This is a genomic window from Alkalinema pantanalense CENA528, from assembly GCF_050753345.1.
GTDB classification, from domain to species: domain Bacteria; phylum Cyanobacteriota; class Cyanobacteriia; order Leptolyngbyales; family Leptolyngbyaceae; genus Alkalinema; species Alkalinema pantanalense.
Map to the genome: position 1 here is coordinate 23,762 of NZ_JBLZFX010000020.1, position 14,087 is coordinate 37,848.

The 14,087-nt window shown below is 50.2% G+C and carries 14 protein-coding genes; 9 read left to right on the forward strand and 5 right to left on the reverse strand.

Annotated elements, in window-relative coordinates; translation table 11 throughout:
- Positions 1-19 precede the first annotated feature (19 nt).
- The gene (locus ACN4EG_RS08885; protein WP_431628988.1) at positions 20-775 is read left to right on the forward strand and encodes a hypothetical protein; all 756 of its coding nucleotides are present in this window, start codon (positions 20-22) and stop codon (positions 773-775) included.
- Positions 776-1,772: 997 nt separating this feature from the next.
- Positions 1,773-2,159 (forward strand): DUF4346 domain-containing protein, encoded by a 387-nt coding sequence (locus tag ACN4EG_RS08890; protein ID WP_431628989.1) that lies wholly within the window; start codon positions 1,773-1,775, stop codon positions 2,157-2,159.
- A 139-nt stretch (positions 2,160-2,298) separates the two neighbouring features.
- Here ACN4EG_RS08890 and psb32 read toward each other — a convergent pair whose 3' ends face one another.
- Complete coding sequence (psb32, locus tag ACN4EG_RS08895) at positions 2,299-3,012, reverse strand: photosystem II repair protein Psb32 (protein ID WP_431628990.1); 714 nt, start codon at positions 3,010-3,012, stop codon at positions 2,299-2,301.
- Positions 3,013-3,179: 167 nt separating this feature from the next.
- Between psb32 and ACN4EG_RS08900 the strand changes: the two genes are divergently transcribed.
- From ACN4EG_RS08900 to ACN4EG_RS08910, 3 genes are all read left to right on the forward strand, one after another.
- Positions 3,180-3,629, forward strand: coding sequence for a peroxiredoxin (locus ACN4EG_RS08900; RefSeq protein ID WP_431628991.1), 450 nt, complete (start codon positions 3,180-3,182; stop codon positions 3,627-3,629).
- A 310-nt stretch (positions 3,630-3,939) separates the two neighbouring features.
- Complete coding sequence (locus ACN4EG_RS08905) at positions 3,940-5,565, forward strand: C39 family peptidase (protein ID WP_431628992.1); 1,626 nt, start codon at positions 3,940-3,942, stop codon at positions 5,563-5,565.
- A 122-nt stretch (positions 5,566-5,687) separates the two neighbouring features.
- Entirely contained in the window at positions 5,688-5,948 is a 261-nt protein-coding gene (locus tag ACN4EG_RS08910) for a hypothetical protein (RefSeq protein ID WP_431628993.1), read from the forward strand.
- Between the two features lie 121 nt (positions 5,949-6,069).
- On the opposite strand, the gene ACN4EG_RS08915 is transcribed toward ACN4EG_RS08910, so the two are convergent.
- On the reverse strand, positions 6,070-7,053 hold the full coding sequence (locus ACN4EG_RS08915) for a stage II sporulation protein M (RefSeq protein ID WP_431628994.1): 984 nt from the start codon (positions 7,051-7,053) through the stop codon (positions 6,070-6,072).
- 217 nt (positions 7,054-7,270) lie between these two features.
- Here ACN4EG_RS08915 and ACN4EG_RS08920 point away from each other — a divergent pair, with 217 nt between their 5' ends.
- The 3 genes from ACN4EG_RS08920 (at position 7,271) to ACN4EG_RS08930 (ending at position 10,532) form a co-directional block, all read left to right on the forward strand.
- A complete protein-coding gene (locus ACN4EG_RS08920) occupies positions 7,271-8,275 on the forward strand; it encodes a hypothetical protein (protein ID WP_431628995.1) in 1,005 nt (334 codons plus the stop codon).
- Between the two features lie 87 nt (positions 8,276-8,362).
- A complete protein-coding gene (locus ACN4EG_RS08925) occupies positions 8,363-9,166 on the forward strand; it encodes an RDD family protein (RefSeq protein WP_431628996.1) in 804 nt (267 codons plus the stop codon).
- 244 nt (positions 9,167-9,410) lie between these two features.
- Positions 9,411-10,532 (forward strand): geranylgeranyl reductase family protein, encoded by a 1,122-nt coding sequence (locus ACN4EG_RS08930; protein WP_431628997.1) that lies wholly within the window; start codon positions 9,411-9,413, stop codon positions 10,530-10,532.
- A 297-nt stretch (positions 10,533-10,829) separates the two neighbouring features.
- Here ACN4EG_RS08930 and frr read toward each other — a convergent pair whose 3' ends face one another.
- The 3 genes from frr to ACN4EG_RS08945 all read right to left on the reverse strand — a co-directional run bounded on the left by frr (position 10,830) and on the right by ACN4EG_RS08945 (position 12,852).
- Positions 10,830-11,375, reverse strand: a complete 546-nt coding sequence (frr, locus tag ACN4EG_RS08935; protein WP_431628998.1) for a ribosome recycling factor — start codon at positions 11,373-11,375, stop codon at positions 10,830-10,832.
- The gene (gene pyrH / locus ACN4EG_RS08940) at positions 11,365-12,093 is read right to left on the reverse strand and encodes a UMP kinase (protein ID WP_431628999.1); all 729 of its coding nucleotides are present in this window, start codon (positions 12,091-12,093) and stop codon (positions 11,365-11,367) included. Before pyrH ends, frr begins: the two co-directional genes overlap by 11 nt.
- A 216-nt stretch (positions 12,094-12,309) precedes the next feature.
- On the reverse strand, positions 12,310-12,852 hold the full coding sequence (locus ACN4EG_RS08945) for a thioredoxin family protein (protein ID WP_431629000.1): 543 nt from the start codon (positions 12,850-12,852) through the stop codon (positions 12,310-12,312).
- A 298-nt stretch (positions 12,853-13,150) separates the two neighbouring features.
- On the opposite strand from ACN4EG_RS08945, the gene ACN4EG_RS08950 reads away from it, so the two are divergent.
- The gene (locus ACN4EG_RS08950; protein WP_431629001.1) at positions 13,151-14,071 is read left to right on the forward strand and encodes an alpha/beta fold hydrolase; all 921 of its coding nucleotides are present in this window, start codon (positions 13,151-13,153) and stop codon (positions 14,069-14,071) included.
- The last annotated feature ends 16 nt before the right edge of the window (positions 14,072-14,087 follow it).

The window sequence follows — 14,087 nt, forward strand, 5'->3', positions numbered from 1 at the left end:
GCCTTTCCCCAAGATATTTATGAATTTCACCAGCATTTCTTCTTTATCTGCAAAACTAGCTTTGTCTGCTTTATCGCTTGCTGTCATCAATACAATGATGATGACTAAAGCTAACGCTCGTTGGCAATGCCCAGTCGGGGTGCCAGATCCTAGCAGCGGACAACCCAATAAGTCGGGGGTTGCGTGCGCGTGGGTAGAAGATACACCAGCGATCAATGGCCCCCTGCCTGAACCCACTAAACCCGAACCCAGCCCACTCAAACTTCCTCCCGACCCAGCAATGATGAAAGTGCTAGACTCGCTGGTTAAACGGGCAGAATTTGAAGCAAAATACGGAAGAATTCTGTTTTACGAGCCTAACGTAGGAATCTGGTTAATGACTTCCGAAGGGGATGGAACGGGGAAAAATTGTGCCGTCTCATTTACCGAAACCCCTAAAGTATCCAACATTGTCTTGTTCTCTGGCCCGGCTCAAAAGGGAGCAGGTGCCATCCTCTTTCAAGGAATTGGAATGCCTGCAACCCCTGAAATCAAAGAGATTCAACCCACTCTCACCTTTAAAGGCTCTGAACCTGCACCCATTAATGCAGCATTGATACCCTACGGCAAGAATTCTGGCATTCTGGTCTTAACTGACATGGTGGGGATGATGCGTCGTGCAAATGCAGAGAATGAAGTCACACTGCAACTGGATGGCAAAGAAGTTTTTCGTGCCAGTATGACTGGATTTATGAAAGCAAGAAGCGCCATGCTTGAATGTATGAAGGCTGAATAGTGAGTACCATCGGAAATTGGGCGCAAAATTACGATCGATCGTTTCGTCAGGAGTTCATCCATAGATCAGTATTTTGAGGGCGATCGTGGGATTAAGAACCAGGGGGCGATCGCCTTTTCCGAAAGATCACCCACAGCAGCTAAGGCCGAACTTTAGCCCTCCAGGTTATGAGTTCAAGGTAGTGGTTTGAACCTCACCGATAAAAATTACAGCTTCAGCCCTTAGGGAACAGTGCATAAATAAAATCCCAATTGGGTAGGGGTAGGAGAGTAAAAGGGTAGGAGGGTAGGGGAATGAAGAGGGGATATTATTTCTTTGCAAATCCCTTAGTAGACTTCAGCCCTTAGTCAATCATAGAGCAGTCGTTTCAGGTGTACAGGTGGGATAAACATAATGTGGAAGTTCATTTCCTTAGCACTTAAACATCTCCTGTCTACTGGTTTATCCATTGTCGCTGTCTTTGTATCAGGATTCGCCTGTGGATTAGCTCGTGGAGCTTTACGGGGTAGGTATACGGATGTGGGGGGAGTGCAAATGTATGAAAACGACAGCATGGCAACTTTTGTTGGTTTCTTAGTATTCTTAATCCTTCTGTTCGGGTTGCTATACGCCCTTCAACGTACAATCAGTCAGAATTTACGATGGCTTCCTTATCTCGTAGCGATGATGACCTGTATTTCCGCTAGTCCATTTCTTTTCGTCGTACTTTTTTGGTAATCAATCAAAGTGTTCAATACAAAAGGGGAGGAGTGCAAAAGGGCTAATATAACTTTGCTGCTGGAGCAATTTGTATCTGCCTCGTGCAATCAATGTTGATAGATGTTCAACGCTAAGTAACCGATCGTGCTACACCTCACCCATTTCCACAACCGTAGACAGAGAACCCTGGGCAATTGTGGGCCGATCGCTGCCAACAAGGTAGGACTATAATACGATCGAAGCTCCATCTCCAAAGCAAACCATCCACCATTCAACCCTCTCAGATTGAAGTAAGCCCATGACCATCCTTGCCTTCACCGACGCCAAAGTTTTAGACGACAAACTCTCCAACCGTTTCATTGAACTAGACGAAACTGGATATTTCTTGATTTACCTCGATCGGGCCGCCGGCCACATCTGCGCCGATCTCTACAGCAACACCATCAACGACAAAGGCTTAGCCTGCGACCCCGCGACCGGAGAACCCCTCCCCTGCAACGCCAAACTGGAACGCAAACCGATCGCCGTCTTTCGCGGTAGAACTGCCAAAGAACTCTGCATCGAACTGTTTGAAAAACCCGAACCTTCAATCACGCTGAGATTAGACCACGCAGCCTACTTAGGTCGGGAATTTGTACGGGCAGAAATCGCCCTCTACAACGGCCAAGAATACGTACAAGATTAAGCGACCCAACTTATCAAACGATCGAATTAATCCAAAAACAAACCAGCGTAAATACTTTCATTCACGCTGGTTTATTGCTTGATCACGATAGTTTCGATCGCACGAGTTGCAATAGATCGATTATTGACTTTGCCTAAAATTACCGATTGCCTAAGTAAACATAAAGATAATAGGTCGCCATCGGAATCGCCGTCGCCAATACCAACAACACAATTACCCAGACCGTTGCATTACTTTCCTCCGTTTCCTCCGGCGAAGCGAACGTACTTTCTACATTCACCGTATCCTGCACTTCAGGGGGGCCGGGATCTTCTTTACCAGACAGCACCGCCGCAATGCGATCGGTTGCATCATTAAACGCCTGGTTGTAGCGATTACCATACTTCAGCGGCACCAAAACCGTTTCCTTCGCCACACTCTCAGCAATCTCATCCGTCAGCCGCGCCTTTGCGCCGTCTCCCACAACGACCGCAGTATTGTCCGTCAAAACATCGATCGCGACTAGCGTGACATTCTTCTGATCAGCCGCCTCGGGAAACCACCGCTGGAACAATGCCTGGGCAAAGCTCTCGATCGTCTCTTCGTAATCCAAGCGACGGATCGTCACCACATAAACTTCTTGACCAGTGGCCTTTTCCAGATCCCGAAACGTTCCATTAATATGGCCTTCCGTGGCACGGCTCAGTACTTCCGCCTGATCCACCACATGGGAATTTTCTTCAAAATCCGGCACTTCGTAGATGCTGGTCGCCCAGGCAGGAGCCAGGAACAGTTGTGTCGCCAACAGGCACATCAGACCGATCGCGCAAAGCCGCCGGAGGGCTTGGCCAGTCTGGTGGAAAAGATGACTCATAAGTTCAAAATATTGCCATGATAATTCTTTTCACTAGGTTACCGTTTTCAGTGGTTCAAAAGATGAGCTAGCCCAGGAAAACCGATCTCAGCCCCTCCCCCAGCCATTTCGCATTGGAATTTTCCCAAGGTACAATCTTGAACAATAATCAAGAGGTTTTGAAGCATATGGCTCTACCAGTTGGCGCAACCGCCCCAGACTTTACCGTTCAAGACACCAACGGCAACACGGTCAAACTCGCTGACTACGCAGGCAAAACCGTAGTCCTGTACTTCTATCCCAAGGACGACACCCCCGGTTGCACCAAAGAAGCTTGCAGCTTCCGAGATAACTACCAGCAATACCTGGATCAGGGCATTACCGTCTTCGGCGTCAGCATGGATGACTCCACCTCCCACCAAGCCTTCACTAGCAAGTTCAATCTGCCCTTCCCTCTCCTGGCCGATACCGATGGCACAATCACCCAAGCCTACGACGTAGCCGGGGAAATGAACGGCTTCAAATATGCCAAACGGGTGACCTATGTGATTGGTGCCGATGGCAAAATCCAGCAGGTCTACGAAACAGTCAACACCGAAACCCATGCAACCGATATTTTGAGCGCGTTGGGAGTTTAAGTTCGCGTCTTAATTTTTTGGAACTCAGAAAACCGATCGGAGATTCGATCGGTTTTTCTATGCATTGTTTTCTATGCATTGATTGATGGCCGTTAATGTTGATACAGGAAGGACAAAGCGTAAACTTTTGTCAATTTTTGCGGCTTCATCATTCCGCGATCCAGGGCAATTTGTTGGAAATTGGATCGATCGAAAATCCGTAGGTTACCCTGAAGGGGTTGAAGCTGCACTAGCACTTGCACCTTAAAACTAGCAACCTAAAACTTGCACCTCTAGGCCATCAGCCTGTGCATCCCTCCCGGATACTCCTATGACGAATACAGCAAATCTAGACACCACCAACCTCGCCACTAAGGTCACCAATCCCCCTGTCTACAGTGGCCCTAAAGAAGTTCTACTAGGCAAACCTGTCATCTTGAAAGGGAGCTATGATGCCTCCCGAATCGCAAAATTAACGATTCGGGCAGAGGATAAGTTTTCCCTCCCTGTCACCCTCAAGAACGGAACCTGGGAAGTCAATATGCCTAAGGGATTTTCCTCCCCAGGGGCACGTTGGTTCCGCGTTCAAGGATTTGACAGCGCAGGCAAGCAAGTCGAAAGTCGAATTTTTTACATGACCGTCAGCCGTGATCCCTTAACTGTGGCTCAAGCGCTGACCTTGAAGGTATTACGAGACACTTACTTTAAAGCATCCTCCCAGGATTCTTCTAAGTTAAATAACCAGCAAAAGGTTCTAGTAAAGGCAGGGCAGATCTTTCACGTTAACCGCTACGGCTCCATGGATGCCCACTTGAAGTTGGAACTGGCCGAAAGCATTGAACCCATTGGTAGCTTTGGCTATTTCTACGAAGCCCATGTGCAACTGAGCAAAGGCACTCAGGTGCTGCGCTTCACGGTGGATGATGTGCCTGACACCCCCGGTGATGGGATCCAAATGCTAGTTACCACCACCACTTTCCTGAAGAAATCGCGGGAAGACTCCAGCGCCCTACCCGACTCCCAAAAAGCGCAATTGATGCAGGGCCAAACGCTGCAAATTAAGGGCTATGCCTGCCTAGGAGGACATTTTCGGGTAACGTTGGCCACCCCGATCGCCGGATTTGGCGATGTCGGCTTTATCTATTGGCGGCATGTGCGCTTAACCCGCCTCGGCCAGGAAATCCCCTTCGATCCCGATGCCCTCACCGCCCGCATCCTCCAAGATACGGTACTGAAAAAATCGCCCGTTGATTCTTCTAAACTTGCAGCAGAGGATAAAGTGAGCGCCCCTGCTGGTCGGGTCTACGGCGTGTCGAGTTACACGATCGAAGGAGGGCATATCAAGCTCTCGACCACCGAAGAATTTCCCGGCTTTGGCAATACGGGCTATATTTTCCCGAACTTTGTGCAAATGCAGCGGGGTGGGCGATCGTTCAATCCCATTCCGCCGCAGGTGGAACTGAATGTGCCCTACTTCTCCCAACGGGACAATCCGCGCCTCTATTGGTCTACTTGCAACGTCACGTCGATCGCTATGGTGTTTTACTACTACGGCGTGCGATCGAAGGATGGCGGACAACTGGAAGATGAACTGCTGCAATGGTGCCTCGATCGCTACGGGGCAGGATCCCAGACGGATCACAGTGTTCTCATTAAGTTAATCGAAGCCTACGGCTTTAAGAGCCAATTCAGCACCACCTACAAGTGGCAAGACATCAAAGAAGAACTGATGAACCGTCGGCCCGTGGTTCTGTGTGGCTATTTCACCCATGGCGGCCACATTGTTACCGTGGTGGGCTACACCCCCCAGGGCTACATTGTGAATGATCCTTGGGGGGATGGTTATTACGGCTATGCCAGCACCGAAGGCCGCAAGCTGATTTATCCCTACGACTACACAACACAAATGTGCGGTGTGGATGGGGATGTGTGGGCGCACTTTATCCGGAAAGCGTAAACGCCGGGAAACCATCTCTCTTGAGTTCCCATCTTCCAAGCTGCATTGTGGTTGGGAGATGGGCTCATTGTCTGTAGGATCCAGCTTATTCATTATCCTGACGAGGAGGACTGAGCAAACCTATGCCACGCCTAAATCCGTACACATTGCAAATGCAAATCACCCGCATGTTCCAGCAGGGACAGTCGCTTTTTGCGCCCATGAAGGTGCAGGAATGGCTGAAGGAGCGGGGACACAATCCCGCAGAATATAACATTCTGTTCCACCAAAAACCTGCCCCTCCAGGATCGGGCGAGGTTATGGTAACGGAAATTGAGCTGAAACGCAAAGATGGTCAAGCTGTGGATGACTGGCTACAACAGGAAGTGAATCGCTGGGCCTAAGGGAATAGTATATACATAGAGTCTCAATTAGGTAGGGGTAGGAGCGTAAACGGGTTGGGGGGTAGAAGGATAAATCGGGAATATTATTTGCAAATCCCTCAGGCTAATCTGCGATCGCGCCTTAAGCGACTCGATCGATCTCTGTACTCCGATCGGGAGTCCTTTGCCTGCAGTAGACTATTAAACCGATCAACAACAGTAAACCCGCTAAATACTTCAAAGGTGACGGGACGATCGGACTGGGCGAAAAAAAGCCTTCGATCGTCCCGGCAATCACGAGCATCGGCACAATGCCATAGACCAACTGCGCCGCTTGCGTTCCATAAATCTTAAAGGCATCCACTCGACGATACTGCCCCGGAAACAATAACGCCCGCGCAATCAGAAATCCGGCTCCCCCCGCAAAAAAAATTGCAGGCAGTTCCAATGCGCCATGGGGAAACACAAAGGCCCAAAAGGGATAGGCCAGGTTGTTTTGCCCGACTAACGTGGCGATCGCGCCAATCATAATGCCATTGAAAAAGAGCGCCCAAGTGGTTAGCAATCCACCGGTAATGCCCCCGGCAATCACCCGGAAGGACACCACCAAGTTATTGACCATAATGCCGCTGGAGGCTAGGGGTTCCGAACCAACAATATTGCCCATCCACAGTTCCCCCCGATCGCGCACCTGTGAAATCAAGCTAGCTGGGGCAATTAATGCAATAAAATCCGGATCCCGCCAAGCTAACCACCAAGCTAATAATGCTCCCAACAGAAATAAAGCCGTCGCCAACGCCGTATAAGCCCAAGTCGCCTGCACCACTGCCGGAAATCTCCAGCGGTAGAATATCCAAACCTTCTGCCATTCCTGCCGCCGCGAACCTTGGTAGACCTGATTGTAGGCTCGACTGGTAAGCCCTTGGAGTACATAAATTAAGGTTTGGCTGGCTTGGGTGGTTTTCGCGCGGGCGAGATCGGCAGACACCGATCGATACAGGCTCGACAACGACTGGATTTCTATGGCGGTCAGCGATCGGATCCCTTGCTTCTCAGCCTTTTGCAGCAACGCTTCCAACTGTTTCCAAGAAGGCTCTTTACGGGCAATCCATCGCTGAATATTCATAACGGGCTATCAAGTTTAGGGACTATCTGACCAGGGAACATTTGCCAAGGCAACGCGATCGACCCAGATTCTAGGATGAAATAATTAGTGAAATTTTGCCAAGGTTAGGCAACTCGCGAATAAAACTAAGATAACTGCAAATATCTGATTGCAAAAATTTGTTCGATCGATGTGTGAACAGATCACCTAGTTTGGATCAATTTGGGATAAATCGCCTATGTCATTTTCTTCACCTTCCAATGGCCCATCCCCGAATGAGCCGTCGCCCATCAAACCTTTGAGCGTAGGAAATGTTGTCAGTGCGGCCTTCCGCCTCTATAGTGCCCATTTCAATCAATATGTGGGGATTGCTTTTCAAGCCACACTCTGGGTGGTATTGCCCCTATTGTTACTGTTGGTTCCTGCGGTCTACTTCGTGAGTATGGTCGGTGGCCGATCGGGAACGGCTCAAGGATTGGGCGTTTTTTGGCTCATTGTGATCGCTTGGAGCATGGGATATATCTACTGTTTAAGTTGTTATCTCGCCCAAGCCGCTGCCATCACTCGCCTAGCCCATAGTGAACTGCTGGAAAAACCCGAAGACCCTAAAGTCGTTCAACGAATCACCCAAAGTCGTCGATGGTCGTTTTTGGGCAGTGCTTTTTTATTAAATCTCCTCATTCTGGGAATATCCATCGTCCTGTGGATCGGATTTGCAATTTTCCTTGGCTTGATAGCGGGTTCCGGTGCAATTCGCCTCACTCCATCCGGTAGACCCATCATGAACGATCCGGCCCTAGCCCTAGGAATCTTACTCTTGGTCATCGGTGCAGCCCTTGTCTGGCTAACTTGGGTAACTTGGATATCTGCCCGGTTTGCATTACGAGAAGTCACGATCGCGGTGGAAGATAATGTGGGGGCAGCGGATTCTCTAGGGCGTAGTTGGAACTTGACCAAAAAACATGCAGGCCGAATTATCTTAATCCTAGTTGTTGCATTTCTGATCACACTCCCCATTCAAGTCCTCTTACGAGTGATGATCAATGTAGTCAATCAAACGATTGCCCTTAGTTTGCCAAGAACTACACCCAGTTACGCCATTATTAGCTCAATCATTGCGATGATTTTGGGATTTACCGTTAGCATTCTTACGCTCCCCTACTGGCAGATCATTCAATCCGTGATTTATTACGATTTGCGCAGTCGGCGGGAAGGCTTAGGACTGAGCTTGCGCGATCGATAATTGGTTGCCAGTGCCGACGCGATCTCACCTTTGGCAATTCATCCTTTGCGCGATCGGTAGAATGCCCTATGCGATCGCACCCTACCCATGAAATATTTCAACCGCATCACCCTCTACACCCCGGAAAGCGTTGCCCTGGAATTTACCTTGGCAGGTATTGGTAGCCGAGCCTTTGCGCTCTTAGTGGACTACCACATTCTCGCTTTGGTAATTGTTGTCTTTTTATTGCTCTGGCTGGCGTTGTCCTTCCAACTCACCGAATATCTCCTCCAACTCAATATCGACTACTCGGGCCTGAGCAACTGGCTGATCGCCATTCCCTTTTTGATCGTCTTTGTCATTTTTGTAGGGTATTTCATCTTTTTTGAAACCCTCTGGAAAGGCCAAACCCCAGGGAAAAAATGGGCCAAAATTCGCGTTATTCAAGACAATGGACAACCCGTTAGCCTGCGGCAGGCCACATTAAGAGCATTGCTACGCCCCATCGATGACACATTATTTCTGGGCTTTGTGTTCATTGTGTTAGGTAAACAGGAAAAGCGCATAGGGGACTGGGCAGCGGGAACAGTCGTCGTTCAAGAAGAATTACCCCCTGTGGGATCTGCGGCCTTTCCCCTCTCAGGCCAAGCGCAGGAGGTGGCCGATCGCCTGCTCGCCGTGGCCGATCTGACGCAGTTGCTCCCCGATGATTTCGCGATCGTGCGGGAATACCTCCAACGGCGCAACCAGTTATCGGCAGATGCCAAGGCCACCACAAGTCTCAACTTAGCCAAACAAGTTCAAAAAGTTCTGACTTTAGACAAATTGCCCTTCGATATGACTCCAGATTTATTCTTGGAAGGAGTGTACTTGGCCTACCAGCAACAATTTGGCGATCGCTGGTTAGCTTAAATCCGCTGGTGGAAACGTTCTCCACGTTTACTTCTTAGCCTGTCTAAGGCTGGGGCTGAACTCAAGGTCTGTTCTACCAAGACGGTCTGTTTTGCTGAGATTCATGTAGATCTTGAAGTAAATCTTCATCAAACCTGTGATCTTGAACAAAGTTCTTGCTGATTGGCTGGAGAACAATCCGAAAAGACTGTTAGCTGTATTAAAGTTCCGATCAGGAGTCCTATAAAGCTCTATGGATAATTCTATGTTTGACTGCATTGTGGTGGGTGCGGGGCCAGCCGGCGGATCTGCGGCTTACCATTTGGCCAAGCGTGGACGCTCTGTGATGGTGTTGGAGCGGGCGGCTCTACCTCGGCAAAAAGCTTGTAGTGGTGGCGTATCTCCCGCTGTAGGCCAATGGTTTGACTTTGACTTCAGCCCCGTCATTGCCAAAAAAGTATCAGATATTCGCTATACCTGGCGGGTCAGTGACCCCGTAGATGCCAGCTTGAATACGCCGGAACCGATGTGGATGGTCGATCGGGCGGCCTTTGATTTCTATGTGCTGCAACAGGCGGAAAAACTGGGGGCCCAGTGGCGCGATCGCACCGAAGTCACGGGCATCGAATTTCGTGGCGACCATTGGCAGGTCAAAACGACAGACGGCGAACTGCAAGCCCGCTATTTGATCGCTGCCGATGGAGCCAAAGGGCCGATGGCGCAGTGGCTCGGGTTCAAACCTCGGGAGGTGCGCACTGGAGCCTTGCTAGAACTCCCCGTTCAGGATGGTATTACCCGCGCCCAATTCGACTTCGGTATCATCAAAAACGGCTTTATTTGGAGCTTTCCTAAGGCAGAAGGCTATTCGATCGGCACAGCAACCTTCCGAGGCAAGGGCAACGAAGATCTCAAGGCAGCGCTGTCGGAATATTCCAGCCTCCAGGGCTACAACCTCAGCCAAGCCAAGATTACGGAAGGGGCCATTTCTGTGTGGGATGGCGACGAGCAATTGCATACCCGCAATGCCCTGCTGGCGGGAGAAACGGCAGGGGTGGTTGATCCGTTCACGGGCGAAGGCATTCGGCCTTCCATGTTTAGCGGGGTAAAGGCCGCGGAGGCGATCGACCAAGCGCTGACCGGAAATGCCAATGCTTTGGCCAATTACACCAAACTCATTCAAGAAGAATGGGGCAAGGATATGGCCTGGGCGCAAAAGCTGGCTGGCATTTTTTACCGGGTGCCCCAAATTGGCTACAAAGTTGGCGTGAAACGGCCTACCGCCACCGATCGCTTGGGTAAAATTATGTGCGGCGAAATGAAATATGCTGACGTGGCAACCCGTGCGCTGAAGCGGTTGAGTGGTGGATTAATTCCGGGGTTGGGTTAACTACTCAACAGCCATAAATCTGAGGCTTAATGTAGGTTTGACATACATACCAGGTTCGATTACACCAATGTCCCTCACAAATCCCCCGTACTGGGACGGAGAATTCACTTTCGGGGGGTGTCGGGGGAGTAGAGTCCCCTGACATAGCAGGGGGGCGGGGAGAAGTTCCCCGATCTTCGCTGCGCAGCAGCCCCGACGATCGCGCTGCACCACGAATTCAGCAAACTCACGCTAATTCAAAAAGAGCCGTCTATCAGACGGCTCTTTGTTGTCGATTACTTCGATGCGATCGTGGGTCTACACGGTCATAATGTCTTTTTCTTTTTCTGCGAGCACCCGATCGACATCTGCAATGTACTTATCCGTCAGCTTTTGCAGCTTGTCTTGCAGGTCGCGGGACTCGTCTTCCGAAACTTCTTTGTCCTTTTCCTGTTTTTTCACCGCATCAATGCCATCCCGACGAATACTGCGAATGGCAACCTTACCTTCCTCCGCATACTTCGCCGCCAGTTTGACGAACTCCTTACGGCGCTCACTGGTCAACGGGGGAATATTCAACCGAATCACAGACCCGTCATTGTTTGGCGTTAGACCAATATCAGACATGGAAATCGCTTTTTCGATCAACGACAGTGACGAGCGATCGTAGGGTTGAATCTGCAACGTCGTCGAATCCGGCGTGCTGATATTAGCCAACTGCTTGAGGGGAGTCGGCGAACCGTAATACTCCACCGTAATTTTGTCTAGCAGAGAGGAGTTGGCGCGCCCCGTCCGAATCGTATTGAACGCTCGCACAGTAGACTCCACCGACTTTTTCATCCGCTCTTCAACATCAGCTAACATCACAATCTCCTCCAACAATCGTCCCGATCGGTTCACCCATTACAGCACGGCGTACATTTCCGGACACAGAGAGGTTAAATACCATAATCGGAATATGGTTCTCTCGACAAAGGGAAATCGCCGCTGCATCCATAACTTTCAAATCATGGGTCAGAACGTGCGAGTAGGTCAAGGTCTCGAAGCGTTTCGCATCGGGGTTTTTCTTTGGATCCGCATCATAGACCCCATCTACCTTAGTGGCTTTAAACAGCACATCGGCTCCAATTTCAGCGGCTCTGAGGGCTGCGGTGGTGTCCGTGGTAAAGAAAGGATTACCGGAACCTGCACCAAACACAACCACCCGGCCTTTTTCTAAGTGGCGAATGGCTCGACGACGGATATAGGGTTCCGCGACTTCCTGCATGGCGATCGCGGTTTGCACCCGGGTGGGCACCGCAATCCGCTCTAGCGCATCCTGCAAGGTAATGGCGTTCATCACCGTTGCAATCATCCCCACGTAGTCCGCCGTGGCCCGTTCCATCCCGGCTGCTGCGCCACTCACGCCTCGGAAGATATTGCCTCCACCCACCACGATCGCGACCTGAACACCGGACTTCACTACATCTGCAACTTCTTGAGCGATGCCGTCTACTACCTCAGGGTCGATTCCATAATTTAAATCGCCCATCAAGGCTTCCCCACTGAGTTTCAGCAACACTCGTCGATATGTTACGCTCATGCCCGCCTATCCGATTGCGAAGATTTCCAACCTACGATACCAGGACAGATGCACTTCAGTAACAGTAGATGACAGTTTTTCTGTTACCACAATTAAGCCCAGAACCGGATGAAATGATCCAGCCCATAAGGTCAACATTTAGCAAAACCATTAACTGATCAAGCCGTTGCAAAAGGTGAACACTCAAGGCGCAATCTGATGCATGACCCCGCTTAACTAGGCCGATCGCCATTTCACTGAACAGCCCACCGGAGCCGTTGAGGTTGGCACGATCGCTTCATCGGCTAAGATTCGAGCGATCGCATCTCGCAGGTGGTTTTGGGTTACGGAGGCTGGATTTTGGGCATTGTCATCCACGGCACCGCTGTAGCAGAGAATGCCTTGCTGGTTCAGCAGAAACACATGGGGTGTTTTTTCGGCTCCAAAGGTATGGGCCACATCCTGAGTTTCATCCCGCAGATAGGGAAAATTGATGCCATTAGCTTCAACAAAGGGCTGCATTCGATCGAAGGCATCTTCAGGAAATTGTTTGCCATCGTTGGGATTGATGCCGATGAGCGTAAACCCCTGGCCACCAAAGTCCGCTTGAATCTGCTTGAGCCGATCCAAATACAATTTGACGTAGGGGCAGTGATTGCACATGAAAACCACCCCGATCGCTTTGTACTGTTCTAAATATCGCGCGAGGTGATGCACAGAGCCATCTGCACCGGGCAACTCAAAGTCGGGCGCGTATCCGCCGATCGCTGTTCCTTCCATAGTCGAACTTTACAAGAGCCTCAAGGCAACAGGTTTCCTTTCAATTTATAGACCAAATTGGTCAGACTGAACCTGAGAAACAATCTTAAAGTCTGCTGAACAATGGATGGATTGAGAATCAAAGCTAAAACAGTCACAATGACACAGGTAGGTTGCATACCTGCTGTCTGCTGAGATCTTTTGATCTACATCAATCAACTGCATCAATCGAAATTTGTCGAAGCAAGCATTTGCTTGAGTATCTTTTTATCCCGTTAGTATTTTTTATCCCCTTTCCTCATTCCATGCCCTGAAACTTATGACAGTTGCCTGTTCTGAAACAACGCCCTATCGGATTTGGGAGTGGCAAGGGTTTGACATTGGCTACCAAACGACTGCTGACCAATCTATCCCTAACCCATCTGCGGGCGATCGCCGCCCCGCTGTTTTGCTGATCCATGGCTTCGGGGCCTCTTGCTACCATTGGCGCAAGAATATTCCCGTTTTGGCCCAGACCTGTCGGGTGTATGCCTTGGATCTCATCGGCTTTGGCCGATCGGCGAAACCGAAACCCAACCAGGAAATTGCCTACACATTTGAAACTTGGAGCCAGCAAATTCGCGATTTCTGCCGAGAAGTGATTGGGTCTCCGGTATTTTTGGTGGGCAATTCGATCGGCTGTGTGGCAGCGATGCAGGCAGCCGTAGACGAACCGGATCAGGTACGCGGGCTTGTCTTATTGAACTGCTCCCTACGGCTACTCCACGATCTCAAACGCCAAGGACAAGCTTGGTATAAGCAGGTAGGGGCTCCCATTTTGCAGTCGGTTTTACAAAACAAAGCGATCGGTCAGTTCTTTTTTAATCAAATTGCCCAACCTAAAGCGGTCAAAAATATTCTGCGCCAAGCCTACCACCGCCCAGAAACTGTGACCGATGAGTTAGTGGAATACTTGCTAGCCCCCGCCCGCGATCCAGGTGCCGTAGACGTTTTCTTGGCCTTTACCGCCTACTCCCAAGGCCCCCTACCGGAGGATCTATTACCCCAGTTAACCTGTCCCACCCTAGTGGTTTGGGGGGAACAAGATCCCTGGGAACCGATCGACCTGGGGCGAGCCTTCAGCCAATATTCCGCAGTGGAGAAATTTATTCCGCTCCCCGGCGTTGGCCATTGTCCCCAGGATGAAGCCCCGGAGTTAGTCAACCCGATCGTGCAGGATTGGATTCAAACCCACCTGTAAACTCCTACGATCGGTG